Source organism: Pseudomonas frederiksbergensis (assembly GCF_003732705.1).
Taxonomy (GTDB): domain Bacteria; phylum Pseudomonadota; class Gammaproteobacteria; order Pseudomonadales; family Pseudomonadaceae; genus Aquipseudomonas; species Aquipseudomonas frederiksbergensis_F.
The window spans coordinates 160,833-187,283 of sequence record NZ_MOBR01000009.1 but is presented as its reverse complement, the minus strand read 5'-3'; the positions used below and the strand labels follow the sequence as shown (position 1 = coordinate 187,283).

The window sequence follows — 26,451 nt, the reverse complement described above, 5'->3', positions numbered from 1 at the left end:
TTCTACCCAAGACCATCAGTGGCTATTAATAGTCGACATGCCTGTCATTGATTCCGCAGCGCCGGCGGCATCATCAGATACCGTAAAAACCGAAGCAGCCATTTAAGTAAAAAGTGAATTACACGGTGCAGAGTAGCAGCCTTTGCCCGTAATATTCATGCCGGCCATTGTTCCCATATGGCCGCCCACGTCAAGCTTGCTGACTCTGCCAGGACTCCAGATGAATCGTAATGACCTGCGTCGTGTCGACCTGAACCTGTTGATCGTTTTCGAAACATTAATGCATGAACGCAGTGTGACCCGTGCTGCGGAGAAATTGTTCCTCGGCCAGCCGGCGATCAGTGCAGCGCTCTCACGCCTGCGCGGGCTGTTCGACGATCCGTTATTCGTGCGCACCGGCCGCAGCATGGAACCATCGGCCCGGGCCGTGGAGATCTTCGCCCTGCTCTCCCCGGCGCTGGACTCCATTTCCACGGCGGTCAGTCGCGCGGCGGAATTTGATCCGGCCACCAGCACGGCGGTGTTTCGTATCGGTCTGTCGGACGACGTCGAATTCGCATTGCTGCCCATGTTGCTCAAACGCCTGCGCGCCGAATCACCGGGCATCGTCCTGGTGGTGCGTCGAGCCAACTACATCTTGATGCCAAGCCTGCTGGCTTCAGGGGAAATTTCAATCGGTGTCAGCTACACCGCCGACCTGCCGGCCAACGCCAAGCGCAAAGTGCTGCGTCGCAGCATGCCGAAGCTGTTGCGGGCAGACACCGTGCCGGGGCCGCTAAGCCTGGACGACTTCTGCGAGCGGCCCCATGCACTGGTGTCGTTCGCCGGTGACCTGAGTGGCTTTATAGATGAAGAACTCGAAAAGCTCGGGCGCAAACGTCATGTGGTACTGGCCGTGCCACAGTTCAATGGGTTGAGCACGCTTATTAGCGGGACCGATATTGTCGCCACCGTGCCGGACTACACCGCTGAAGCGTTGACAGCGGCCGGCGGTGTTCGCGCGGAGGATCCGCCGTTGCCGACGCGCAGTTTTGAATTGCACATGGCCTGGCGGGGTTCGCAGGACAATGATCCGGGGGAGCGCTGGTTGCGGTCCAGGATTCAGATGTTTTTTGGGGATCCGGATAGCTTGTAGAACTCGGCACCCAATTCCCTGAAGCGCGAAGCACTGTACGAAAGAGATGCCGCAGACACCGCGTAGCTCAAGCGCTTCAGACCTTCATCGCCGCCATCAGCGCGTTACCGCCCAGCAGGTTCAACATCCGTTTGAAGCTGTGGGCGAGCAGCGTTAGCGCAGCAGGTCGATGTTCTCGTCGATTCGGCCTTGAATAATGTCCAGGGTGTCTTGGGTGATCAAGCGTGGAAAAAGGTTCTCGGCGATGGTTGAAAACTGGCTAGCGACGCGGCAAATATTGTCAATGATGCCGCCTGCATTCTCCACGCAGACCTCTGCTTCGTCTGCGAGTCTGAGCATCGCATCTCGGTCAACCTCCAAGGCCTCGCCCATCACGTCCATCTGGTGATAACCGCCCGGTCCCTCGCAGAAAGTCACGTCGTAGGCCGGCGCCAGCCGCCATGCACCGGACGGCGACATGACGTAGGCGAAGTTTTTGGGGTGGTCGTCTCGGTTGTTGAACGCGACATTGAAGACGGCACGCTCGAAGGCGATAGCTTTCTCTCGCACATCGTTAGTGCACATCTGTGTCGCACGCAAGAAGTTGACGTAGTCCAAGGCCCCCGGTGACTTGTAGTCGGCCCCGGTAAAGGCTGCAAGGCTTTGCATGGGCACGCGCTGACCGTCTATACGATCAAAGCGTTTACTCGCGAAGGCTGCCAGCCCGTTGGGCAGGCTGAAGTGCTGCGTATCCGGAGTCTGGATGCCGCACATGCGCAAGCACTCGGCATAGACCATTTCGATAGCACACACCTCGGGATGTTCTTCTTTTGCCGGGAATTTAATCAGCCAGGCTTCAAAGTTCGGCTTGGCGGCGGTAGTAAAGGCTCCATTTTGAGGATCGCGATAAACCAACGCCTTTGGCCTGGCGCCTTGAGGCGACCCCCCCACCAGCAGCAACGTCTGCAGGAATTCCCCACCTTCACCATTGAGAACTTCCTGAACCTCAGCCGCTAGAAGTTCAAGGGGGATATGCGCTTGCGGCGCCTGCCCCTCGGGCGCCACGGGCTCGAACGACATGGCCCCCATGGCATTGTTGCCAATATATGCCAGCCGCTCCAGAGGTCCTATGCGTGCTGTGTTGAGGCTGCGGCGCCTGAACAACCGATCCATCAACAGCATGCCCCAACCGTCAGGCAACGCGTCATAAACAGGCCCTGGCAGGCCCAACTGGTGGGATGGAAAGCCTCGACGTAACTGGGCACCCTCCAATGGAAGTGTGTAGGACGACAGCTCCAAACCTCTACGCTTCGCTTCATTGCTGTACTCAAACACAATCTGCGGGCGACCGGTGATGGCGGTCGTAGACACAAGCGTGCCCCACAGCCAACGTTCACCCCAGCCACCGTAGTAGACGTCAACTTGCTCAAGCATTGTCGGACTTCCTCTTGGCACGATGACGATTGACAGTGTTTTCGTATCGGCGAATGTCTTCAAGGCTGTCCAGCTTTGGCAAAAAAAGTCCCTCAAGCTCCTTGGTTCGCCCAAGAACCATGGCCACACGGACCAGATTCTCGAACCCGACATTGCGCCCGGCTTCGAGGTTGGACACGGTATTGGTCCCGATACCGGCGCGACCGGCCACATCGGCTTGCGTCATCTGCAGAGCCAACCGCTCCGTGCGCAGGCGATCACAGAGTCGCTTGACGATCTCACTGGGCTTACTGAAGCTTAAATCCAACATCACGTGTCTTCCGTCGCTGTACACCCTTTAATACCCAAAATAATAGAATTAACCAGACTACAGTTCAAGGCGCGTAATTCCCTGATCTTGTGCTTTAGTTAGTTATTTCAGATTTTAACCACAGCTTATTGGAATTAATGCTATTTGGGAGAAGATTCGCTCTGTTGGTAGTTGTGCATCACGTTCGACAGCCCCAGTCCGCAGTCAGCAACCCCGTATGCGAACGCTCGAATACGGCGCGCATTCGGGGCAAGCAGGCAATGACAGACCAGGGCTGACTCACGATGGGCGTCCATCGTGAGTCACAGGTGTTGTCAAGGTGTATAGAGCGGCGGCAGTCGCAAGGCTTCAGAGTACGACGGTAGCGTGACCTCCCCGTACGATGGCGGAAAGTCCACCGGAGTGTTCCATACCGGCAGGTCCAATGGCCGCGAATTCGTTGCCGCCTCAATTCGCATTCCCCGGGCCGGTCTTCTGGTTATAGCAGTGTTCCCCAGTCCCATCCGCCGAAGTATCCGCGCAACCATACTCCGGCTGTTTCGTAGCGGGTAATTAAATAGATTCTCACTGAAGGGCTGATTCAAACGCGGATTATTTAGCTGAAAAATCACGTTTCTGCCGAAAAACGCATTTAAGTTACGCCCGAGAGCATCGGCAAATGCCTGCACGGCCAAGGTGCTAGTGACGCCAGACGCCACTAGAGTCACCTGCGCATCTGCGGGAACATACGCCATCAATGGCAACAGCTCATCGGCAGCTTGCGCTGGAGATACTAGCGATCTGGTTACCATGGACGCAAATCTTCCTCCTGGTGTTCCGCTCGTGGAAATCAAGAAAGAACCTGCCCCTCCCCCCTGATAATTGTTAACCAGGCCAGGTCCGAATTGGGGGTTACTGGGGTCAACAGTGAGAACGCGGGCCGGTAACCGGCGCCCCCCGGTCGAGTGCTGAAGCATGTACTGCCACCGCCCAACAAACTTTCCCACTTTTTCAACGATTCTCACGACTCCGGGTATTGCACTGACAACAGTCGTGGCCACGCCTGTCCCCCCCGAAACGTACCCCGTGATTTTTGCTGCCTGCTTATTGTTCGTTAGCTCCAGAATGGGCGTCGCCAACCCGGTAGCGATCGATACGGCTGTCAGCGTCACTGCCGCCGCCGTCGCGATAAAAGAGACCGATGTGGCAGCAGCAACTGCGCCTAGCATAGCTGAGGTGATCGTGCCGCTTGTTATCGACGCCATTATGGGGGCCACCACGGGTGTCAGTGTGCCGGCCGAAGCGACAATGGCGATTCCTCCGAGCACTAACCCTACGGCTGCCCCAACCCAACTCCAGAAGCTGTGCCCATCCGGGTCTACTCGATTCACCGGATCCCCGCCGCAATACGCATAACGATTCAACCCGCCGGCGCCCAGCGGGCTGGCACTGTCCGGGGCCAAAAACAGCATGAGCACCGGGTCGTAAGGACGGTAACTACCGGGAAAATAGAGATCGCTCTCCAGATCGCGCAGCTCGCCGGCATAACCCACCCGGCTCTGCGCAGTGCCGTCATCATTGCCGTGAGCGGTGTAGCTGACCAGACGGGTTTCGTGGTCGGACTCCAGGCGAACCGAGCCCTGGCCATCACTGCCGGTCAACCGGACGGTGCGTATCGACTGGCTCAAGAGACTTTCAGCGAATACGCCGCTGGCAGAACGCACCAGCGTCAGTAAAGAACCCTCCGCGCCGCGCTCGTTGATGACTTGAGCGCCATTATAGAAGCGGCGTGTGGTGCCCGCGTCTGTTTGCTGCTCGCCGACGCGCCCCTGCGGGTCATAGCGATAATCGCTGCGGGTGCCCATCCCGGTCACGCGGCGCACAAGACCGTCGGCGCGCCATTCGAACTGTCGGTACAGCACGTCATCGCGTCGCTCCTCTAGCAATCTGCCAGCGGCGTCCCATACCAGTGCAATATCGACGTCCTGAACACCGCGATGGCTGATCTTGACCGGACGATCCGGTGCCACCGCGTCATAGGTGAAGGTCATGACGCTGCCGGTGCCGTCGGCGAAAACGGTCTCGACGGTTTCGTAACCGTCCAGTGCATTCAGCGTAAACTTCTGCTGGCTGATGCGCTTGCCTGTGCGCCCGTCCAGCGGTGACTTGGGTCCGCTGGCATCGGTCTGGGTCAAACGGCCACGGGCATCGTAGGTGTAAGTTTCCTTGCTCTGAAGGTGACCGTCCTGCTCCCAGCAACGGCTGATGACTTTGTCGCGGCTGTTAAAGCCCAAGGTTTGCACGGTTTTATGCCGAAGTCCGTTACCGATGTTTTCCCAAGTGCGGCTCAACTCGCGACCCATAGCGTCATACGCCAGCGTCTGCGTCAGGCTGCTGCCATTGGTAGTATCGGTGGTAGTGATCTGTTCGACCCGGCCAAAAGCGTCGTAGTCGGGTTTGACCGTGATTACTCCCGACAATTGCAGGGCGACCCGCCCGAGGCTGTCATATTCGACCTGGTGCTGTGTGCCGCCCACGTCCGTAAAACTCAGCGGGCGACTGAGCAGCGTCTCGGTCGAAACGCTGGTGTAAGTCTCGTTGCCCAGCGTCCAGTGTTCCTTGACCAGGCGCCCGGAGGCGGTGTACTCAAAATTGATCCGACCCAGCTCTCCGGTGATTTCAGTCAGGTAACCATTCGGCGTGCTATAGCTGTACGTGTTGGCGATTTCGTTGTCCGGGCTGACGCTCAGCGGCGCCTCATCAAGCGCGCGGATATAGCTCATTCTGGTCACGTGCCCATCGGGCAGGACCGAGGACTCCGGGAGAATCTGGCCTTTGAGGTAGTTCAACCGTTCGACCTGACCGCTCGATTGCTGTGTGACAGGCCGTCCAAGGCCGTCGTAGGTCACCTCAGCCAACACCCGTTCTTCACCGCCCGAAGGGGTGAGTGTCACTTTCTCCGGATCTTCACCGTCGCTCTGTGCGGCGTAACTCCAGCGCACCACGCTGTTATCTTCACGCGTCACAGCGATGGTACGGCCAAACACATCACGCTCCGTCCGGGTGAGCGTCGTCAGGCCATCGGCGACGACCGAATGGGTAATGGGGCGGTTCAGGCCATCGAATGTCCAGCTCTCCACACGCACCACAGCACCGGGTTTGCCGTCTGCCATCCGCGGCGCATACAGGGTGACTTTTTCGACTTCGCCGGCCTCGTTGCGCAGCACTTCCGTTTCTGCGCTGCGCTCACCCGTGCGGCTCTGTGTCCAGTGGCGGCTGATCAGTTTGATCGGATCGTAAAAAGTATGGCTGCTGGAGCCGTCGGGTTGATGCTGCACGCTCACCTCGCCCCAGGCATCCAGCTCGCGAGTGGTGGTCAGGCGAGTCGGGGCGGGGTTACCGGGTGACCAGTCCTGCGCTGTTTCCTCGGCCAGCTTTCCGTCATGGTCATAGATACCCGACCATATCTCGCGAAACGCGTCGCCGGTGATGTCGACGTCCTGACGCGTCTCTCTGACGATGCGCCCGTCTCCGTCGAGGTAGCGGCGCAATTTCTGCCCGGTGAAGTCAGTTTCTTCAACCACTACGGCGCGTTGGCGCTGACTGTCGGCGAGGTTGTAAGCGTAGGTTTTGGTGACAGCATAGGGGGTCCCGACCGATGCTTTTTGCGACACGATCCGCCCTAAATGGTCATAGGTGTGCACCGTTTCCAGCCCGTTTACGTTGTGCTCACTTAACGTCAGGCCGTTGCGCGCATTGCGCAGGTTGCGCGTGCTGGTCGAAAGCCCGTCATGCCCGGTGTGCGTCACCGTTTCACCAACACCAGCCACGTCCACAGAGCGCTGGAAATCGGTGGTGGTGGCAAAGCCGTTCAAGGTACTGACACTTTGAAGCGGTTGACCAAAAAACGCACTGGTGGGGTTGAGGTTCCAGGTCTGCCGGGTCGTACCGATCAGCTCTGGCGCCGGACCGTCAATGGCCAGCGCGATTTCCTCAACCGCCACCAGCACCTGTACGTCGTCGGCTTTACGTTTGGGCAGCAACGCATAGGTCTGGCGGGTTTCCACGGTACGCGCACCGCCGGCCGGTGTCGCGGGGTTCAACGTCTGGCTTTTCAACCAGCGTACAAAGGGGCTGCCGTCATCCGGGCAGCCCTCGCCACCGCCCGGCGGGTAATACACCAAGGTTTCCACCCGCCCATCGGCGTAGCGTTTTTGCAGCACATTGCCATAGTCGTCGTAGTCGGTCTCTTCCCGAAATTTTCGTGGCGCTTGCTCTGCGTCGTCAAACTGCGTAATGGTCGCCACCGGCAGTTGGCACCAGGCGGGTTGGTCTTCCCAGCCTTTACCCGGATCGTCGCCGTAGATCGTTTCCTTCGTGACGGTACGGTTCTGAGCCACGGTTATACCGTTTTGCAGCCGGGTACTGTGGCGGGTCAACACCTCTTTGGTTTGCAGGTGAAAACGGTTCCAGGTGCGCTCGCCGGTGGCCAATGTTTCGCCTTTGGCGTTCTGTACTGTTTCGATGGAGGTGTATTCGTAGCTGTCCCTGCGGTACAGGTTATCGGTGCCGTCCTGCCAACCGCCCGGGGGCGCAACGTCACCGCCGAGAAAGTTGGACGTGCCGATGTAGGTGTAGCTACGGTAGATTTCCGGTTGCCCGGCACCCGGCGAATGCCGCAGGTTGGTGATCCTCGGCAGCGAGGTCAATGGCGCACCGGGTGGCAGGATATGCCCCTGGTTGCCAGTGGCGTACTGCACGGTGTCCTCACTGCCCAACGGCCCGAACACCTTGTTGGGGAACAGCAATCCGCTGTCCCGGTCGGTCATGTAGTCGAAAGTCCAGCGGCTATCGCCGTCCGGCAGGATCACGTTGCTCAGCATTCCGTTGGTCTGTTGCAAAATGATCTTCGACTCACTGGAGGTGCCGGGGTGAAAGTCAAACTCCGCGCCGTCACGGTTAAGCACGACTCGCAACAAGGGCTGCTGCGGTCCCCGCTCATCCCATATGCTACCTAGCTGAAACTGGTTATCGCCCCGGGAAAGCCACTCAAAAAATGCCTGCCGTCCATGGGGCGAACGCATCTGCACCACCATCGCCACGCCGCTGCGCTCCCGAACCTCCAGCCATTCGGTATCGCCACTCTTGTGCTCGACACGAAACACGCGCCCGTCTACGCCTATTTGGCGCACCACGAAACTGCGCAGCTTTTGGTCATGGAAGACCATCAAACCATTGGGGAAGAAATCGGAGTTGCGTCGATCAAGACGAAACTGCTCACCGGTGATAAGGGTGAGTTGGTTGGTATTGAGGTCCAGCATTGAAACACCCATTTGCCAACCAAGCCCGAATCCATAGTTGGTATGAGAGAGCATTGGACTGAAGTGTAAACCCGGACTCACAAACGGCCCAGCAAGATGGTTGGATTGCAACGTTGGAAGTTGGATTGCAAGCGTAAACTGGCCGGTGCGCACATCGACCCCGGTGCTGACATGGCTGAGAAAGTTGCTGGCCTGGGAGTAGAGGCCGCCGCTGGCGAGGCGACTTATTGTTTCCGGGGTGATAGTGCTCATATCAACTCTCGCTGGGCTCAAGCAGGGAAAACACTTGGTGAGTAAATACCATAAACAGTGATTGAATAATTGGAATGCGCAAAACTACCATCTAATTACTTTCCCGGAAACGGCCTAGGGGTAAACGTGCACGCACGACACCTTCCCTTCCAATTTCCTTCCTTTTTTTGAATCAAAACCTGCTGTATATATTCCAGCAGCAATCTCAACGCCCTTAGGTTGATTGTAGGCGGCCTCAATCCTCAAAAGAGGTGAAGTCGAGCCATATTCAGGATCAATTATTTTATAATTCACCCAAGGTCCTGTCCCTGTACAGTCGGGACTGTCGGTTATTGCAAAAAACAGCCCATCATTGGGATTCGTTATTCTGAAATAGTAGTCATCATCATTGGTGCAGCCGTTGATATTTTTTAGGTTGTGAGGGCCCACAGTCAAGTTGAAGCTGCAGTCAAAATGGGTTTCGCCCTGTTTTTTATAAAGTGATATCAACGTCACGACACTCGGATCGACAACTTTCTCAGCGGCGTGAGTACTACTTAAAATTGCCAGGCTCGCCAATATAGTCAAAAAGAACTTGATAGGTGTCATCTGTGCATCCTCGTTAATCGGTGGCGATGGGATGAGTCGATGCTGTCCCGTTTATCTCGCGTTCGCCACCTGTAAGAAATAACAGTTCCGACGAACGGCCTCGTCACAATCTTAATGCGGTCTCGTTGAAGAAAACCCTTACACAGAAGCGTCTTTACCGTCTGTCGGAACTGTTATTTCTTACAGTTTCGAGGAACAGGTTTGCCGGGTAGAACGGCTATGCATAGCGTGATCACCTACCCGAAAGTAGCCACACAAGAGTAAATCGATATGAAAAAGCACGGTAACTCTGTCAACACCCCTGTCAGCCTCAGTTATTTGCTGATAGAGACCGAAGATTTCCAATTTCAACAAAACGCACAGGCTCGATTGTTTTCAAACGGAAAACAAAAGTGCGCGGTGTTAATTACGCTGCAAGCGCGAAACATCAACGGTGAAATTGTGCAACTTCCTGATGATCTGAACGCGAATGCTATTCCCAATATGCAGGTTCCAGGCACTTGGACCAGCGATAAAAACCCGCCGCCGAACGGGGTTTTGAAGTTTCCTGAAAATCTTATCCCACGGGCAGGGATGGAAGACTCAGACACGTTGCCGGCGGCGCGCCCCAATAATCTGCAGACATTCCGCCGCTACATCAGCTACACCAGTGTTCCCGAGGGAACAACGATTCAGTTTGTGGCCCAGGTCAAAGTAGGCAGCACGACCTATGTCAGTAACCAACGTGATGTTCCTTATGGCGGGAATGGACAGAATGGTCGTTTCAACAGTAGCTTCATGTTGCGCTCGGTAGAGCCGCCGCAATATGCCACCTACAACGGAGGGTTGGTTGTAGCGCAAAGTGGGCCTGACCCAATCTTCAATGCGCAGTTCGAGGGCTACACCTACAAAGTATGGAACTCGTATACCAGTTTGCGATATCCCGGAACGTCGACCGCCATTGCCATTCTTCCGGGTTCAATTTTGGAACCCAACAAAAAAATATCGGCACTGCACCACAACAAAGGGACCGCGTTTGGTGATTCAGGAAGCTCGACACCAATAAAAGATGTTCCCATCGAGCCTGCTACTAATCGCTTGGGACGGGCACTGAACGAGGCCTTGAAGACTATCGGGGCGCCGCGTGCAGGTTCCATTGCAATAGCAGTGGCCGCTTATTCACCGTACAACCAGTTGTTTGACCAACGAACCGGTTATTACGGCGTCGCCACGGATGTGTATGGCAACCCCATCAAGCTCGCAGTAACACTGACCTCAATTCAGCCCAATCGCGAGCCTTGGACTTATCAGTTAGCCGTTGAATGGGCAGGCACTTAGACTCAGGGACAAATCAAAACCTGATCAGAATCCCCTCCACTTAAGGAGTTCGTAATGAACACTCAAGACACAAAACCACCGCTTGGCAGTTGGTTGGCCGATCTCAGAATTGCTGTAATGTCGCCCTCGGACCGTGTTTATCCTAATGGCCGCCAGCAGATAGAGGTGAGGGTATTAGTGGAGTCACGGATGGCTATTCCGCTGAAAGACGAAGAGAAGAAGAGCATAAAGCTCGTGGTGCGCGACCGCCTCGGACAACTCTTGGAACTGCCTGAGGGGACCGAGCTCACACAACCCTGGTTTTTCAGTGACACACCCAATACCTACCTTCAGTATCCGGGGACTCTAAAGTCGGTGCCGGATGACACGCCGACTAATATTTTCACGCAAAGCTTCTACGTTTCGGCAGGCCAGATCGAACCTCGCCAGCGCCAGGAAACGCTGTACGTAAGCATTACCCGCCACACCGACGATGGGCACCAACACAGGTACTACACCGATGGGTCAGAAACCAGTTTCAACAAGAGCGTCGATGTACGCACTGCCGAAATTCCGACTTATCAAGTTCCGGGCAATTACACCTTCGAGCGCACGTTGACGGAAGGGAACGAAAACTCCGACATTTTCACCCTGCAATACTCGTTGGCGGGGGCCGGCGTACAGCAGCCCGTGGTGGGATTTGTTTCTGCGAACATGTTGCCGCCGGGAATGATCCAGTGGGCAGACAAGCATCAATCCGTTACCCAAGCGTCTAATGTCGGGTATGCAGCACCGGGCGGGACCACGTTCATCTACAACACCAACATTCAGTTAGGCAGCACGTTCACACCGGTCAGGCAGGTGAAAAACCCGAAAGCCAACCATGTCACGCTGGTGCTGCAGGCCTCAAATAACATCCCCTACCACAGTCAGAGTGCAATCAATCACAACGGTCCCTGCGTGATAAAAGCCGTCGACGTCTATGGCAATGACCACCACTTGCAGGTGCGTTTCAAGGACACCACCCCTCAAGGACGCTTTGAACTGGTATTGGTCTGAGTCATGAAACGGTTGCAGGTCGGGGAAGTCGTCTTACCGGCGCCTCCCCTACCCCGTTCGGTCGTCGCGAAGTGTTTGCTCTTCATTTCTCTCCCATCAGATACCACTAAACCAGTTATAACCCTGGTCTTCCCAATACCCACCGGGATTGTCGTTGCTGACAAAGATCTCAACGATATGCTTTGGGTTTTTAAAGCCCAACTTGGTGGGCACTCGAACTCGTAGTGGGTAGCCATACTCCGGCGGCAAAGCGACTTCGGCGTAATCCAGTGCCAGCAGCGTTTGCGGATGCAAGGCGGTCGGCATGTCGAGGCTTGAGTAATAGCGGTCAGCACATTTGAAACCGACAAACTTCGCCGTTGTGTCAGCGCCGATATGCTCCAGGAACGTCTTCAGGGGTACGCCGCCCCATTGCCCGATGGCGCTCCAGCCTTCAACACAGATCAGGCGCGTAATGTCGGTGCGCTGCGGCAGTTTGCGCAGCCCCTCCAGCGTCCACGGCGCCTTGTCCCGTACCAGCCCGGAAACGGCGAGCGAATAATCGCCCAGATCGACGTCCGGGATATCCTCCTGGCCATAGAACGCATTGAATGGAAACGGCGTGGTCATTTGCGCCTTGGTGTAGGTCGGCGCCAGTTTCTGCCCGCTGAACAGCCAGGCCTGAACCCGGTCGTTCCAACGGGACATGGCCCACAGCACCTTGTCGACTTGGTCGCCGTCCTGCAGGTTGCAACCGCTCAGCATCGCCATCGCGCCGACGGTCAAGCCGCCCCGCAGGAAGTTGCGGCGCTGGAGGTTTTCCAGTTGAAGTTGCTGGGCGGGCTCAAGTTTGATGCGCTGAATCGCGGTTTTTTTGGGCTCAATCATGGTCGGTTCTTCCGCTTTCAATCGGCCGTACGCCGCCAGTGATCATGGGCAACAAGGTTTTTGGCACCAGCAGCACCAGCGCCAGATGCACAACGACGAACGCGCCAATGACCGCCATCGCCGCGAAATGCACGTAGCGGGCAACGTCATAGCCGCCCAGGAGCGCTACCAGTTCTTGAAGTTGAATGGGCTTCCAGATCGCCAGCCCCGAGATCACGATCAACAAACCTGCCGCCAGCACCACCCAATACATCAGGCGTTGCACCGCGTTATAGACGCCCTTCTCGTGCACCAGTCGAAAACGCAGTGCATCCGTCAAATCATGCTTTACCGCGTGAACACTGATCGGCAAGAAATCACGCTTGAAGTGGCGACTGATCAAGCCGTACAGCACATAGATGAGGCCGTTGATAAACAGCAACCACATAAACGCGAAATGCCAGGCCAGCGAGCCGCCGAGCCACCCTCCCACCGTCAATGCAACCGGAAACCTGAAGACGAACAACGGGGACGCGTTGTAGATCGCCCAACCGCTCATGAACATACAGACCATGCAGGCGGCATTGAGCCAATGGGTGAGCCGAACGGGCCAGGGATGGATGGATTTTTTGCGCATGCTGCCCCTCTCTCGGAAACCATCCGTGCACTGGAGCGATGCCAGACGACACCGCTCCAGCCTTTTCAGGTGATTACATCGGCGGCTGGAAGCCATCCTTACCGACGGCGATACCGCGTGCGGTGGTGCCACCCTCGGCCGGGAACACGACAATTTTCGCGCCCTTGACCAACTCATCTGCCTTGCCTGGTTCTACGTAGGCGATAGGCACATCTTGCGGCACGACCAGTTGCTTCTCGCCCCCCTTGTAATTGACGGTCAGCGTGCGGCCATTGGCCTTGGACAATTTGCCCACCGTGCCGTTGGTCATGGTGCCCGTGCTGCCGTCGGCATTCTGCCAACCGTAATGACCTTCGCCGCTGCCCTTCAGGCTGGACTCGAAGACGGTGACTTCCAGCGCCTTCAGCGAACCGTCGGCCTGGGGGATGGCTGCCGAGCCGACGAAGCTGTCGGCCTTGATTGACTCGATATCAGTCTTCGATACCCGGTTGATGCCGGTCTTGTCAGTCAGACCGATGGTCTGCTGTGCGCCGGCGCGGGTGGTGAACGTCAGCGTGTTGTTGCTGACACTTTCAACGGTGCCACGCAACGGCTTGATCACCGGCATATCGGCCGCGGTGGCCATGACGGCAGCACTGAGCATCAGCAAACCGAACGTGGTGGACAGAGCAGTCTTGAGCTTCATTGCGACAATTCCTCACTGGTTTATGTGCCGCCATCCTCGGCTCCGGACCGGGACCTCACGATGACCGCCGGATGACATTTTTGTCATTCGCGACGCCCTTCTGCGAATGACAGAAATGTAACCGACTCAGCCTGCTCAGCTGGTTACACTGCAAGCCAGAGAGCCAATGCCGCGGGCTGAATCCCGTCACCCAGAGACCCGAGCGCCCCCTGACGATGCATATTCTGCTGATCGAAGACGACACCAAAACCGGCGAGTACCTGAAAAAGGGACTTGGCGAGTCCGGCTATAACGTCGACTGGACCCAACACGGCGCCGATGGCCTGCACATGGCACTGCAAACGCCCTATGACCTGATCGTACTGGATGTGATGTTGCCCGGCATTGATGGATTTCAAATCATCGAGCTATTGCGCGCCAAACAAGACGTGCCCGTGCTGTTCCTCACGGCTCGCGATCAGTTGCATGACCGCATACGCGGGCTGGAGCTGGGGGCCGACGACTACTTGGTCAAGCCGTTTTCCTTCACCGAGTTGCTGTTGCGCATTCGCACCATCCTGCGCCGTGGCGTGGTCCGCGAAGCCGATCATTTTCACATCGCCGACCTGGAATTGGACCTGGTGCGCCGTCGCGTCACGCGCCAACAGCAAGTCATCGTGCTGACCAACAAGGAGTTCGCCCTGCTGCACCTGTTTCTGCGCCGTGAAGGCGATGTCCTGTCCCGGGCGCAGATTGCTTCGGAAGTCTGGGACATGAATTTCGACAGCGATACCAACGTCGTGGACGTGGCCGTCAAACGCCTGCGCAACAAGGTCGACCAGCCTTATCCGATCAAGCTGATCCATACCATTCGCGGTATCGGCTATGTGTGCGAGGTGCGGCCATGCGGACCCGACGCCAACCTTCCCTGACCCTGCGCTCGACCCTGGCATTCTCGCTGGTGGCGATGCTCGCCGTGGCCGGTGCCGGGTTTTATCTGTACCAGTCGATGAAAACCTCGGTCTTGATCTACAGCGATCACGCGGTCATGGGCCGCCTGGATCACTTTCGCAAGCTGCTGCATTACGAGTTGGCCATCGAGAAGCTGCGCGACAGCCCGCAGATCTTCAAGAACATGCTCGACAGTGAAGACGACATTTTCATCATCGCCGAGCCCGGCCAGCCGCCGGTCATAATGGTCAATCCGCTGAACGTCACGCTGCCCGATTTGCCCGTGATTGGCCAAGAAACCAAGCTGAGCGTCACCGACTTGCGCAGCGGCGTGACCGACTCCGGAGCACCCTTGCGCGCAGCGACCGTGCAAACGACCTCGGGCGGGCGCGAAGTGCGCCTGACTGCCGCGCACATCATGAGCAAGGAAATGGCCATGCTCGCGGCGTTTCGCGAGCGTATTTACCTGGCCGTGACCCTGGCATTCCTGCTCACCGCGCTGCTCGGTTACGTGCTGCTGCGTCGCGGCCTGCGCCCGCTGCGCAAAATGGCCGCGCATGCCGCCAATATCACGCCCCAACGGCTCGACAGCCGGATGGACAGCGCCGACACACCGGTTGAACTGCAACAACTGAGTGACGCTTATAACGCCATGCTTGATCGCCTGGCCAACGGCTATCAGCGCCTGACGCAGTTTTCCGCCGACCTGGCTCACGAAATACGCACCCCCGTGGGTTCGTTGATGGGCCACTGCCAGGTCGCCCTGCGCCAGTCTCGCAGCGAGGACGAATATCAGGCGCTGCTGGCCTCGAACCTTGAAGAACTGGAACGCATTTCCCGCATCGTCGAAAGCATCTTGTTCCTCGCTCGCGCAGATGAAGCGCAGTCGCTGATCGAACGCCAGCCGCTGGTACTGAATGATGAACTGCAGCGTATCGCCGGGTACTTCGAAGGGCTGGCCGAAGAGCGGCAGATGACCCTCGTGACCACCGGCGCTGGCACCCTGCTGGCTGACCCGTTGTTGCTGCGCCGGGCTTTGAGCAATTTAGTCGCGAACGCTATTCGGTATGCCAACGAGGGTAGCGAGATTCTGATGCGCGTCGTTGCGGCCGGCGGCGGATGGCGGATCGATGTGGAGAATCAGGGCCCCGTACTGAGCGAAGAAACCCTGCGCAAACTGTTTGATCGCTTTTACCGCGGCGATGCCTCGCGTCACCAAAGCTCCGATTCATATGGCCTGGGCCTCGCCATTGTCGTCGCAATCATGCAATTGCATGGCGGTGATGTGAGTGTTGAACAGCCAGCGCCCGGGACTATCTGTTTTTCGCTGTTCTTCCCCAAAACGTGAACTACCATGGCTATGCGGCATGAATACCGAAATAAAACCTGGAATAACTTCAAGTTATCCCGGTAGCCGTCGATACCCGGGCGGGTATTGAGCATTTAAAGTTAAGGATAACGATGGCAATGGTTTTTTGTCGTGCGTGCGCCAAGGACATTCACGAGACAGCCCCAACCTGCCCGCGATGCGGAGCGAGCCAACACATTGCCTTGCCGGCAACGGCGGGCGTCGACTCTCCATGGCTGGCGATTGTCTCGTTGATATTGGGCATTATCTGCGTACTTACGCTATTTGATGATTCCGAATGGGATAGAGATACCCTCTTCGGAATCAGCATCTTCTCTGTCGCCGGCCTTGTTTGCGGCATCCTCAGCATCAATCAAAAAAAACCGGGAAATAACCTCGCGATCGCAGGCGTTGTCTTGTCGGCTATTGCGACGCTTTGTTTCGCCGGCCTATCGCTGGACTAATTTTAGGGAAAAAATATGAGCATGGTTTTTTGTCGTGGTTGTGCCAAGGAAATCAGCAGCCTGGCTGTGGCCTGCCCGCAATGCGGCGCACCTCAGGCTCAAGTAAGCCAGCAGGCGTTCACGGCGCCGAACGCCGGTGCGGCGCAAGGTAATCCTTATGTTGAAGTGCTGAAGAAATATGCTGTGTTCACCGGCCGCGCGAGCCGTCGGGAATACTGGATGTTTATTCTGATCAACCTTGGGGTCGCCATCGTCCTCGGCGTTATTGACGCCGTACTGGGTGCCAAAGGGATCCTTTCGAATCTCTACAGCCTGGCGGTGTTGCTGCCGAGTATCGCGGCAGCCATTCGCCGGATGCACGACACTGATCGCAGCGGCTGGTGGATCCTGCTGCCGATCGTGAACATTGTGTTCCTGGCCCAGGACAGCACGCCTGGCGTCAACCGTTTCGGCCCGAACCCTAAAGGGATCAACTGAAGCTGATTGAGTAAACGCTGATCGAGACGGCCGCCATGGCCGTCTCTTTGTTTGCGCCGTTGACAAGTTTTCAAATCAGGCCGACCTTTGCACTCCCCGCAACACAGATTTGTCATCACGCCGATTGATAGCCCCCTAACGAAAGGCGCATGCTAGGGGGCTTGGTTCGCGCTTATATCATTCCGAATGATAGTTACCTTTGCCTCATTCGATTCGTGCGATACAGCCTCGCCGAGCATCATCCGTCCATTCTTAATACATTGGCGGATGCATCCATGGAACAGTCACTCAAACATTTGCGCTTCCCGTTGGCCTTGTTGGCCGTTTTGGTGATGAGCGCTTGCGGCAAGGCTCCTGAGACTGCCGCCAGCATGCCAGCGGCCAAGGTCAGTGTGGCCAAGGTGCTGGAGCAACCAGTCAACGAGTGGGACGAATTCACCGGGCGCCTCGAAGCGCCAGAAACCGTAGAAATTCGTCCACGGGTCTCCGGTCAGATCGATGAAGTCGCTTTCACTGAAGGCGCATTGGTCAAGAAAGGCGACGTACTGTTCCAGATCGACCCCCGCCCTTTCCAGGCTGAAGTTCGCCGCCTCGAAGCGTTGGTCGCCCAGTCCCGCGCCAACGCCACCCGCAGCGAAAACGAAGCCCAACGCGGTGAACGCCTGCGTACCAGCAACGCGATCTCCGCCGAACTGGCCGATTCGCGCACCAGCGCTTCGCAAGAAGCCCGCGCAGCGGTCGGTGCCCTCCAGGCCCAACTGGATCTGGCCAAACTGAACCTGAGCTTCACCCGCGTCACTTCGCCAATCAGTGGCCGCGTCAGCCGTGCGGAAATCACCGCCGGCAACCTCGTAACCGCCGATACCACTGCGCTTACCAGTGTCGTGTCCACCGACAAGGTCTACGCCTACTTCGACGCCGACGAGCGTGTATTTCTCAAATACACCCAACTCGCTCGCCAGGGTAAACGCGGCGCAACGACTCCGGTGTACCTCGGCCTGTCCAACGAAGACGGCAACCCGCACCAGGGCGTGATGAACTTCGTTGATAACCAGGTCAACCCGAAGACCGGCACCATCCGTGGCCGCGCGGTGTTCGATAACGCTGACGGCCAGTACACCCCGGGCCTTTATGCTCGCCTGAAACTGGTCGGCAGCGGCACCTACTCCGCCGTGCTGATCAACGACGAAGCGGTCGGGACCGACCTCGGTAAAAAGTTCGTGCTGGTCATGGATGCCGACAACAAGACGGTATACCGCTCGGTCGAACTGGGTCCGAAGATCGAAGGCTTGCGCATCGTGCGTAACGGTTTGACGAAAGACGACACCGTCATCGTCAAGGGTCTGCAACGGGTTCGTCCGGGTTCGCCGGTCACCCCTGAAGTGATCCCGATGGCCTCCAAGGAAACCCTCGCCGCTCTGGCTCAACAACGACAAGCGCTGGAAGCCAGCAACCTGCCCCAAGTCGCACCTGCCAAGGTTGCGCCGGGTGCGGTTGTGAAACTGGCTGCTGCGACCCCACGCGGTTAAGGGATCTCTACGATGAATTTTTCCCAATTCTTCATTTCACGGCCGATCTTCGCAGCGGTGCTGTCGCTGCTGATCCTGATCGCCGGCGCCATCTCGCTGTTCCAGTTGCCGATCAGCGAATACCCGGAAGTGGTGCCGCCGACCGTTGTGGTCCGCGCCAACTTCCCGGGTGCCAACCCTAAAGTCATCGGTGAAACAGTGGCCGCTCCTCTGGAGCAAGCCATCACCGGCGTCGAGAACATGTTGTACATGTCCTCGCAGTCCACCGCTGACGGCAAGATCACCCTGACCATCACCTTCGCCCTGGGTACCGACCTGGACAACGCGCAGGTGCAAGTGCAGAACCGCGTAACCCGGACCGAGCCGAAGCTTCCAGAAGAAGTGACGCGCATTGGTATCACCGTGGACAAGGCCTCTCCAGACCTGACCATGGTGGTCCACTTGACCTCGCCGGACAAACGCTACGACATGCTGTACCTGTCCAACTACGCCTTGCTCAACATCAAGGATGAGCTGGCACGTCTGGGCGGTGTCGGTGATGTGCAACTGTTCGGTATGGGCGACTACTCCCTGCGGGTGTGGCTCGATCCAAACAAGACCGCTTCGCGCAACCTGACCGCGACCGATGTGGTCAACGCCATTCGCGAGCAGAACCGTCAGGTCGCTGCCGGTGCTTTGGGCGCTCCACCTGCGCCGAATGCCACCAGCTTCCAGTTGTCGGTTAACACCCAAGGTCGTCTGGTTTCCGAGGAAGAGTTCGAGAACATCATCATTCGCTCCGGCGACAACGGTGAGATCACGCGCCTCAAAGACATCGCTCGCGTTGAACTGGGTTCCAGCCAATACGCCCTGCGTTCCTTGCTGAATAACCAACCGGCGGTAGCGATCCCGATCTTCCAGCGTCCTGGTTCCAATGCGATCCAGATCTCCAACGAAGTTCGCGACAAGATGGCCGAACTGAAGAAGAGCTTCCCGGAAGGCATGGACTTCAGCATCGTCTATGACCCAACCATCTTCGTGCGCGGTTCCATCGAAGCGGTGGTTCACACCCTCTTCGAAGCATTGATCCTTGTTGTATTGGTCGTGATCCTGTTCCTGCAAACCTGGCGTGCCTCGATCATTCCATTGGTGGCAGTGCCGGTTTCGTTGATCGGTACGTTTGCGGTGATGCACCTGTTCGGCTTCTCGCTGAACGCCCTGTCACTGTTCGGATTGGTATTGGCCATCGGTATCGTGGTGGACGACGCCATCGTGGTGGTGGAGAACGTCGAAAGGCACATCGAGCTGGGAGAAACGCCCGTCGAAGCCACCAAGAAAGCCATGCGTGAGGTGACCGGGCCGATCATCGCGACGGCGCTGGTGCTGTGTGCGGTATTTATCCCGGCGGCGTTCATTTCCGGACTCACTGGCCAGTTCTACAAACAGTTTGCCCTGACCATTGCCATCTCGACCGTGATCTCGGCGTTCAACTCGCTGACACTGTCCCCTGCCCTGGCCGCCGTGCTGCTCAAGAGCCACGATGCGCCGAAAGATCGCTTTACCAAAGTGCTTGATAAACTGTTGGGCGGCTGGCTGTTCCGCCCGTTCAACCGGTTTTTCGACCGTGCCAGCCATGGCTATGTCGGCACCGTAGCCCGGGTTATCCGCAGCAGCGGTATTGCCCTGCTGTTGTACGCAGGCCTGATGGTGCTGACCTTCTTCGGTTTCGCCCACACCCCGACCGGTTTCGTACCCGGCCAGGACAAGCAATACCTGGTGGCCTTCGCGCAATTGCCGGACGCCTCGAGCCTGGACCGTACCGAAGACGTGATCAAACGCATGTCCGACCTCGCCCTGAAACAGCCCGGCGTGGAAAGTGCGGTGGCCTTCCCTGGCCTGTCGATCAACGGCTTCACCAACAGCCCGAACGCCGGCATCGTGTTCGTAACCCTGAAACCGTTCGACGAACGTAAAGACCCGAGCATGTCCGCCGGTGCGATTGCCGGTGCGTTGAACGGCAAGTTCGCCGGGATCGAAGAAGCCTACATGGCGATCTTCCCGCCGCCGCCGGTACAAGGCCTGGGCACTATCGGTGGTTTCCGCCTGCAGATCGAAGACCGGGGCAACCTGGGTTACGACGAGCTGTACAAAGAAACCATGAACATCATTACCAAGAGCCACAACGTGCCGGAACTGGCCGCGCTGTTCACCAGTTACACCGTGAACGTGCCACAGGTCGATGCCGCTATCGACCGTGAGAAAGCCAAGACCCACGGCGTGGCCGTCAGCGACATCTTCGACACCCTGCAGATCTACCTGGGTTCGCTGTATGCCAACGACTTCAACCGCTTCGGCCGCACCTACCAGGTCAACGTTCAGGCTGAGCAACAGTTCCGCCTCGAACCGGACCAGATCGGTCAGTTGAAAGTGCGCAACAACAAAGGCGAGATGATTCCGCTGGCGACCTTCATCAAGGTCAGCGACACCTCGGGTCCGGACCGCGTGATGCACTACAACGGCTTCATCACCGCTGAAATCAACGGTGCGGCGGCTCCAGGCTACAGCTCCGGCCAGGCTCAGATCGCCATCGAAAAACTGCTCAAGGATGAACTTCCGAACGGCATGACCTACGAATGGACCGACCTGACCTACCAGCAGATTCTGTCCGGCAACACCGCGCTGTTCGTGTTCCCGCTCTGCGTACTGCTGGCGTTCCTGGTACTCGCGGCTCAATACGAAAGCTGGAGCCTGCCGCTGGCGGTGATCCTGATCGTACCGATGACGCTGCTGTCGGCGATTATTGGTGTGATTGCTTCGGGAGGCGACAACAACATCTTCACCCAGATCGGCTTGATCGTACTGGTGGGGCTTGCCTGTAAGAACGCGATTCTGATCGTCGAGTTTGCCAAGGATAAACAGCAGGAAGGCCTTAGTCCTCTGGCTGCGGTACTGGAAGCATGCCGTCTGCGTCTGCGGCCGATCCTGATGACCTCCTTCGCGTTCATCATGGGTGTTGTGCCACTGGTGTTCTCCAGCGGTGCCGGTGCCGAGATGCGTCATGCCATGGGCGTGGCGGTGTTCTCCGGGATGCTCGGGGTGACCTTCTTCGGTCTGTTGCTGACACCCGTGTTCTACGTATTGATTCGTAACTTTGTGGAGCGCGGTGAAGCGCGCAAAGCGGCCAAGGCGCTGACTATTCAAAAGCAACTGGAGTCGCATCAATGAGCCTGAAAGCCTTCCTGCCGAGCTTGCTGGTACTGGCCCTGAGCGCCTGTGCCGTCGGCCCGGACTACAAAACCCCAACCACGGAGGCGGCCAATATCACGGCCGTCACCGATGGCGCCAACGGTCAGAAGAATTACGACCGCTCGCGTTTCGAAGGCATCTGGTGGCAACAGTTTGAAGACCCGACCCTCAACCAGTTGGTGATGCAATCGCTGCAAGGCAACCGCGATCTGCGCGTCGCCTTCGCTCGCTGGAAAGCCGCGCGAGCGATTCGCGATGACGCCAGCAACGACGCGATGCCGACCATCACCAGCCGGGCCAGCAGTGACCTGGCCAAGGGGCAAATCCCTGGCCAGACCACCAAACGGGTCAATAGCGAACGCTACGACCTGGGCCTGGACATGGCTTGGGAACTGGACCTTTTCGGTCGAATCCAGCGCAACCTGGAATCCAGCGAGGCCGAGCAGCAAGCGGCTGAAGCCGATCTGTACCAACTGCAAGTCAGCATGATTGCCGAACTGGTGGACGCCTACGGCCAGCTGCGCGGTGCGCAACTGCGGGAAAAGATCGCCCTGGCCAACCTGAACAACCAGCAGGAATCGAGCAAGATCACCGTCAGCCTGCGTGATGCCGGCGTCGGCGACCAGCTCGATGTGGTCCGCGCCGATGCGCGCCTGGCGTCCGTCGAAGCCAGCGTGCCGCAACTGCAGGCCGAACAGGTTCGGCAGAAAAACCGTATCGCCACCCTGTTGGGTGAACGTCCGGAAAAGCTGACCGTCGACCTGAGTCCGAAAGACTTGCCAGCCATCGCCAAGGCGCTGCCGATCGGTGATCCGGGTGAACTGCTGCAACGTCGCCCGGACATCCTCAGTGCAGAGCGCAAACTGGCCTCCGCTACCGCCCGTATCGGCGTGGCCAAGGCTGATTTGTTCCCACGGGTCAGCCTCAGCGGCTTCCTCGGCTTTACTGCCGGGCGTGGTTCGCAGATCGGTTCCTCGGCGGCCAACGCCTGGGCACTCGGCCCAAGCATCACCTGGGCAGCGTTTGACCTGGGCAGCGTCCGGGCCCGTTTGCGCGGTGCCGACGCTGAAGCCGAAGGCGCCCTGGCGACCTACGAGCAACAAGTGCTGCTGGCCCTGGAAGAATCGGAAAACGCCTTCAGCGACTACGGCAAACGTCAGCAACGGTTGATTTCGCTGATTCGTCAGAGCGAATCCAGCCGCGCCGCTGCCGACCTGGCGGAAATTCGCTACCGCGAAGGCACGGCGGACTTCCTCGTCCTGCTCGATGCCCAGCGTGAACGCCTGGCGGCCGAAGACTCCCAGGCCCAGGCCGAAGTGGATCTGTATCGCGGCATCGTCGCGATCTACAAGGCCCTTGGTGGCGGTTGGCAGCCGGAGACGGTCGCCAGTAAGTAAAGTTTTAAAGAGCTCCTTTGGTTGGCCGCAACCAACCAAATTTTTTGGCCCCGCGTCTCATTCGGTCGCGGGGCTTTTTTTTGCCTGCTCAAAAGACATCACATTCCCCTGTAGGAGCAAAGCTTGCTCGCGATAGCGGAGTGTCAGTCGATATCTGTTTTGCCTGACACACCGCTTTCGCGAGCAAGCTTTGCTCCTACAGAGGTTTAGCGATGTTCTTCGGGTTTGTGGTTTTCCATCACGGTGACGGTGGCTGTCGTGCCGGCTCGCAGCCGGTTTTTAGCGGCGTAATCAGCATCGATTTCTATCCGAACCGGCACCCGCTGCGCCAGTTTGACCCAGGTGTAACTGGGGTTGATGTTGGCCAGCAGCCGGCCGCCGGGAGCGTTTTCCCGGTCGGCGATGGCAAAGGCAATGCTCTGCACCGTGCCGCCAAATGTTTCGCCGCTCATCAACTCGATCCGAACCCGGTCGCCCTCCTCAATTCGCGGCAGTTTGGTTTCCTCAAAGTAGCCGCTGACATAAAACGAATCGCTGTCCACCAGCGCCAACAACGCACCACCGGCCGTGGCGTAGTCGCCCTGACGGGTCAGCAGGTTGGTGACGTAGCCGCTGACCGGCGCTTCAACCCGGGTGCGCTGCAAGTCGAGCTCGGCCTGGGTCAGAGCGGCAATCGATAGTTGTACATTGGCCTGAGCCAGTCCAAGGTTGGCCTGGTTGCGCAACAATTCGGCCTGGGCCACCGCGACTTCGGTGCTGGATTTTTCCCACTCTTCACCGGAAATCGCGAACCCCAGTTTTAACTTGCGCCGCCGCTGCTCCTCGCTCTGACGCTGCTTGAGCAAGGCTTCGCTGGAGACAATCGAAGCCTGGGATTGACCGAGGGTTGCTTTCGACACTTCCACGGAACGCTTGGCCCGTTCTACCGCCAGGCTGTAGCGCGCCGGATCGATCTCCAGCAGTAACTGGCCTTTCTCCACATGCTGGTTGTCCTGCACGCCCAGGGTGACAATGCGTCCCGCAACGTCGGCCGACAATGTCACCACATCCGCACGCACCCTGGCATCCCGGGTCCAGGGCGCGCGGGTGTAATGTTCCCAGGCGAACCAGCCAAGGATGAAGGCCAGCAACACCACCGCGACGGTCGCGAGTCGGGCAAGGATTTTCTTCAAGGCATCAGGCTCCCATGACCAGAATCAGCGTGGCGCAAACGCAGGCATACAACGCCCCTTCGAACAGCGCTTCATGCCAGACGAAACGCAATACCCCGAAACGCCGCAGGAGCCAGTCCAGCACCAGGAAAATCGGCAAGGCCAGTAACAGGGCCTGGGCAATCGGCGGCAGATAGACCCCGCCTACTTCCAGATCAATGGGCAAGGGCCGGTACTCCTTCGGGTTCTGCGGGTTGAAAGTAGTTGCGATAACGCTGCAGGAACGCCACCACGATCAGCAGCGATACGCGCATCCGGAACACCGACCACAAGTGCTCATGAACATCCAGATGCAGGTCATCCATTTCATCGCCCAGGCCATGCAGATCCCCGAGCAGTCGCTCAAGGTCAATCCCTGGCCGCCCGGCAATCAACCTGCCGGTTTCACGCACTGCACCCAGTAAACGGTTTTGCTGTTCGCTGCTCAGCAAGGTGTTGCCCTGCCCCTGTTGCCGGAGCTGATTCAACGCCACGCCGAGCGCCATGCAACCGAGGCTGACTTCGAACAACTCGCTGGTGCGCCGGTCACTGATCGCCGGCAGCAAGCCGAGCATCATGGTCAGGCGATCGACCATGCGGCTTTCAAAGGCGAATTGCTGCTCATCGGTGGCCGCCGTCTTCATCAGGGTGTAGACCTGCTCGCAGTTCTCATTGAACAAGCGGCGCATCCGCAACACCGGCCGAAACGGAAAGATCAGCGCATAGACACTCAACGCCAGCACCGTGGCGCAGGTATAGGCGGCGGCAAACTCGAACCACTGGATCGCGGTGTTCTGGCCAATCCCGATGTTTTGCGGACCGAACAGCAGGAACGTGGACAGCCCAAGACCAATGGCCGTGCCGGTGGTGGGTGGCGTGGTCAGCCCGACCGCGACGGCGTACAACAACGGCGCCAATAGCAGGGCGAGCATTTCGAAATTGCTGATCATCGGCAACAGCAGGAACAGATACAGCGCTGAAACGATGAGCGCCAACACCAGGCCCCGCGCATAACTCTGGGCCGCCAGCAGCGGTCGCGGAAACGTGGCCATCAGCGAACAGAGAATACCCACCAGCACCATCCCGCCGCGAGCGCCGTCCCAACCGGTTTCGATCCAAATCAGTCCGGCCACCACCAGGGCGGTAAAGGCACGCGTGGCGTTCATCGCGGCCAGGGTGAAGTCCAGATGCAGTGGATTCTCCTGCCCGCGAAACACGCAACTCGCCTCGCGCCCGTCCTGGATCGCGTCACTCAACTCCAGAATCTGTTCCAGTTGTTGCAACAGCCGCGCCTGCTCCCAACGCAACGCCCAGGCCAGTGAGCGCAGGGTGGCCGTCATGGTTTCGGTGAGTTGTTCGGCTTTATAGGCTTGGTTATCGAATCGCTGTTGCAGCGCCACGAAACGCTGGCGAGCCTCGGGCGATAACGAACGCCCCTGAGTCGCCAATTCGTCGAGAAAGGTCAACTCTTCGGCGCGCAGCAGCTGGATTTCTTCCGGCAATGCGCCCTGCCAGCGCTCGGCCAGCAACTCTCGCTGGTGGCGCAAAGCGGTCAGCCGCGAAGTCAGCAGCACCAGTTGATTGCCCAGCAATTGCACCAGGCCATCGGCACTGCGCAGCCGTGGCGCGTCGAAGTACAAATGCCGACGCAACCCTTCCAGTGCGCTGATCTCGCCCAGCAGTTGCATTTGCCGGCGATGAAAATCCGCTTCGCTTTCTTCGGTGCGAATAACCGCCGCCGCGTGGGTCGCGAGCAACTTGATCACGTGATCGACCTTGGCGAAATAGTTGCGAGCCACCGTCTCCGGCCGAGCGGTCAGGAGGCTGACCACGCACACACAGGCAACCGCCAGCAAGGTTTCGGTCACCCGGGTCACGGCCAGCAGGAACGTGCCGTCCTGATCCGGTACCGACAGCAGCGCCACCACCACCGCTGTATATCCGCTGAGCACAAAGGCCTGAGAACTGGTGTAGCGCAACAAGGTGCCGCCAGCGGTACACAGCGCCAGCCACAAGGCCAGGGTAATAATGAAAGGCAACGGCGCCTGGGGGAAAATCGCCATGATCAACACCGCGACGGCCGCGCCCGCGGTGGTGCCGATGACCTGGCCGAAACTGCGCGCCAACGCCATGCCACCCAGCGGCTGGCTGACGATGACCACGGCCATGATCGACCACTTCGGTTGGTCGAGGTCGAACAGGAACGCCAGGTATAAGGTCAACAACCCGGCGGCGATGGTTCGCAAGGCAAACAGCAGCACCCCTTGGCCGGGGTTGAGCAACATCCTGAAGTATTGAAGAAACGGTTGCATGGGCGAACTCATCGGGTCATCTCAAGCAAGCGTAGTCACTGGCTCAGGACCTCGACAG

Annotated in this window: 20 protein-coding genes; 10 read left to right on the top strand and 10 right to left on the bottom strand. The window is 58.1% G+C overall.

Annotation, left to right across the window (positions count from 1 at the left end; all coding sequences use genetic code 11):
* Positions 1–220 precede the first annotated feature (220 nt).
* Entirely contained in the window at positions 221–1,135 is a 915-nt protein-coding gene (locus BK667_RS12510; RefSeq protein WP_123597777.1) for a LysR family transcriptional regulator, read from the top strand.
* Positions 1,136–1,288: 153 nt separating this feature from the next.
* On the opposite strand, the gene BK667_RS12505 is transcribed toward BK667_RS12510, so the two are convergent.
* The 4 genes from BK667_RS12505 to BK667_RS12490 form a co-directional block, all read right to left on the bottom strand.
* Complete coding sequence (locus BK667_RS12505; protein WP_123597776.1) at positions 1,289–2,548, bottom strand: type II toxin-antitoxin system HipA family toxin; 1,260 nt, start codon at positions 2,546–2,548, stop codon at positions 1,289–1,291.
* Positions 2,541–2,858, bottom strand: a complete 318-nt coding sequence (locus BK667_RS12500) for a helix-turn-helix domain-containing protein (RefSeq protein WP_123597775.1) — start codon at positions 2,856–2,858, stop codon at positions 2,541–2,543. Before BK667_RS12500 ends, BK667_RS12505 begins: the two co-directional genes overlap by 8 nt.
* 314 nt (positions 2,859–3,172) lie before the next feature.
* The gene (locus tag BK667_RS12495) at positions 3,173–8,410 is read right to left on the bottom strand and encodes an RHS repeat-associated core domain-containing protein (RefSeq protein WP_123597774.1); all 5,238 of its coding nucleotides are present in this window, start codon (positions 8,408–8,410) and stop codon (positions 3,173–3,175) included.
* A gap of 114 nt (positions 8,411–8,524) precedes the next feature.
* Positions 8,525–8,998 carry a hypothetical protein gene (locus BK667_RS12490; RefSeq protein WP_123597773.1) on the bottom strand — a complete coding sequence of 158 codons (474 nt, stop codon included), beginning with the start codon at positions 8,996–8,998 and terminating at the stop codon, positions 8,525–8,527.
* A 270-nt stretch (positions 8,999–9,268) separates the two neighbouring features.
* Between BK667_RS12490 and BK667_RS12485 the strand changes: the two genes are divergently transcribed.
* Entirely contained in the window at positions 9,269–10,315 is a 1,047-nt protein-coding gene (locus tag BK667_RS12485; protein WP_123597772.1) for a hypothetical protein, read from the top strand.
* 54 nt (positions 10,316–10,369) lie between these two features.
* Complete coding sequence (locus BK667_RS12480) at positions 10,370–11,353, top strand: hypothetical protein (RefSeq protein ID WP_123597771.1); 984 nt, start codon at positions 10,370–10,372, stop codon at positions 11,351–11,353.
* Positions 11,354–11,449: 96 nt separating this feature from the next.
* Here BK667_RS12480 and BK667_RS12475 read toward each other — a convergent pair whose 3' ends face one another.
* From BK667_RS12475 to BK667_RS12465, 3 genes are all read right to left on the bottom strand, one after another.
* Positions 11,450–12,220: a molybdopterin-dependent oxidoreductase gene (locus tag BK667_RS12475; protein WP_123597770.1), complete on the bottom strand. Its 771-nt coding sequence runs from the start codon at positions 12,218–12,220 to the stop codon at positions 11,450–11,452.
* Complete coding sequence (locus BK667_RS12470; RefSeq protein ID WP_123597769.1) at positions 12,213–12,836, bottom strand: cytochrome b/b6 domain-containing protein; 624 nt, start codon at positions 12,834–12,836, stop codon at positions 12,213–12,215. The genes BK667_RS12475 and BK667_RS12470 overlap by 8 nt, the downstream gene beginning before the upstream one ends.
* 73 nt (positions 12,837–12,909) lie before the next feature.
* The gene (locus BK667_RS12465) at positions 12,910–13,521 is read right to left on the bottom strand and encodes a hypothetical protein (RefSeq protein ID WP_123408408.1); all 612 of its coding nucleotides are present in this window, start codon (positions 13,519–13,521) and stop codon (positions 12,910–12,912) included.
* Between the two features lie 215 nt (positions 13,522–13,736).
* Here BK667_RS12465 and BK667_RS12460 point away from each other — a divergent pair, with 215 nt between their 5' ends.
* From BK667_RS12460 to BK667_RS12430, 7 genes are all read left to right on the top strand, one after another.
* On the top strand, positions 13,737–14,432 hold the full coding sequence (locus BK667_RS12460; RefSeq protein ID WP_122539579.1) for a heavy metal response regulator transcription factor: 696 nt from the start codon (positions 13,737–13,739) through the stop codon (positions 14,430–14,432).
* Positions 14,405–15,799: a heavy metal sensor histidine kinase gene (locus tag BK667_RS12455; protein ID WP_123597768.1), complete on the top strand. Its 1,395-nt coding sequence runs from the start codon at positions 14,405–14,407 to the stop codon at positions 15,797–15,799. Before BK667_RS12460 ends, BK667_RS12455 begins: the two co-directional genes overlap by 28 nt.
* A 113-nt stretch (positions 15,800–15,912) precedes the next feature.
* Positions 15,913–16,263, top strand: coding sequence for a DUF4190 domain-containing protein (locus BK667_RS12450; RefSeq protein ID WP_123597767.1), 351 nt, complete (start codon positions 15,913–15,915; stop codon positions 16,261–16,263).
* A gap of 15 nt (positions 16,264–16,278) precedes the next feature.
* Positions 16,279–16,740, top strand: coding sequence for a DUF805 domain-containing protein (locus BK667_RS12445; RefSeq protein ID WP_123508441.1), 462 nt, complete (start codon positions 16,279–16,281; stop codon positions 16,738–16,740).
* A 275-nt stretch (positions 16,741–17,015) separates the two neighbouring features.
* Positions 17,016–18,269 carry a multidrug efflux RND transporter periplasmic adaptor subunit MexE gene (mexE, locus tag BK667_RS12440; RefSeq protein WP_123597766.1) on the top strand — a complete coding sequence of 418 codons (1,254 nt, stop codon included), beginning with the start codon at positions 17,016–17,018 and terminating at the stop codon, positions 18,267–18,269.
* A 12-nt stretch (positions 18,270–18,281) separates the two neighbouring features.
* On the top strand, positions 18,282–21,473 hold the full coding sequence (locus BK667_RS12435) for an efflux RND transporter permease subunit (protein WP_123597765.1): 3,192 nt from the start codon (positions 18,282–18,284) through the stop codon (positions 21,471–21,473).
* Positions 21,470–22,891, top strand: coding sequence for an efflux transporter outer membrane subunit (locus BK667_RS12430; protein WP_123597764.1), 1,422 nt, complete (start codon positions 21,470–21,472; stop codon positions 22,889–22,891). Before BK667_RS12435 ends, BK667_RS12430 begins: the two co-directional genes overlap by 4 nt.
* Before the next feature lie 206 nt (positions 22,892–23,097).
* Here the strand turns inward: BK667_RS12430 and BK667_RS12425 are convergent, their stop codons facing one another.
* Genes BK667_RS12425 through BK667_RS12415 form a run of 3 tightly spaced genes read right to left on the bottom strand, consistent with a single transcriptional unit; the run spans position 23,098 to position 26,405 of the window.
* Positions 23,098–24,063 (bottom strand): HlyD family secretion protein, encoded by a 966-nt coding sequence (locus BK667_RS12425; protein ID WP_123597763.1) that lies wholly within the window; start codon positions 24,061–24,063, stop codon positions 23,098–23,100.
* A 4-nt stretch (positions 24,064–24,067) separates the two neighbouring features.
* On the bottom strand, positions 24,068–24,268 hold the full coding sequence (locus tag BK667_RS12420; protein WP_123508446.1) for a DUF1656 domain-containing protein: 201 nt from the start codon (positions 24,266–24,268) through the stop codon (positions 24,068–24,070).
* On the bottom strand, positions 24,258–26,405 hold the full coding sequence (locus tag BK667_RS12415; protein WP_123597762.1) for an FUSC family protein: 2,148 nt from the start codon (positions 26,403–26,405) through the stop codon (positions 24,258–24,260). Before BK667_RS12415 ends, BK667_RS12420 begins: the two co-directional genes overlap by 11 nt.
* Positions 26,406–26,451: the final 46 nt, after the last annotated feature.